This is a genomic window from Salmonella sp. SAL03688 (assembly GCF_046551895.1).
Lineage (GTDB): Bacteria > Pseudomonadota > Gammaproteobacteria > Enterobacterales > Enterobacteriaceae > Salmonella > Salmonella enterica.
Genome location: NZ_JBGDVI010000072.1, coordinates 1 through 314 on the forward strand (window position 1 = coordinate 1; position 314 = coordinate 314).

Below are 314 nucleotides of genomic sequence, written 5' to 3' on the forward strand. Positions count from 1 at the left end.
CAGTTATTAAAACCCCTTTTGATTTGTTAAAACATCTTGCGGTCTGGCAACTGCAAAAGTTCAACAAGAAATCAAAAGGGGGTCCCAATGGGGGACGAAAAGAGCTTAGCGCACACCCGATGGAACTGTAAATATCACATAGTTTTCGCGCCCAAATACCGAAGACAAGCGTTCTATGGAGAGAAGCGTAGGGCAGTAGGCAGCATATTAAGAAAATTGTGTGAATGGAAAAACGTACGAATTCTGGAAGCAGAATGTTGTGCAGATCATATTCACATGCTTCTGGAGATCCCGCCGAAGATGAGTGTGTCGAG

1 pseudogene is annotated in these 314 nt (G+C 43.9%); it reads left to right on the top strand.

The features are described from left to right. Positions 1-87 precede the first annotated feature (87 nt). Positions 88-314: pseudogene (gene tnpA / locus ACLJR2_RS23765) on the top strand (IS200/IS605-like element IS200F family transposase); the annotation flags it as partial.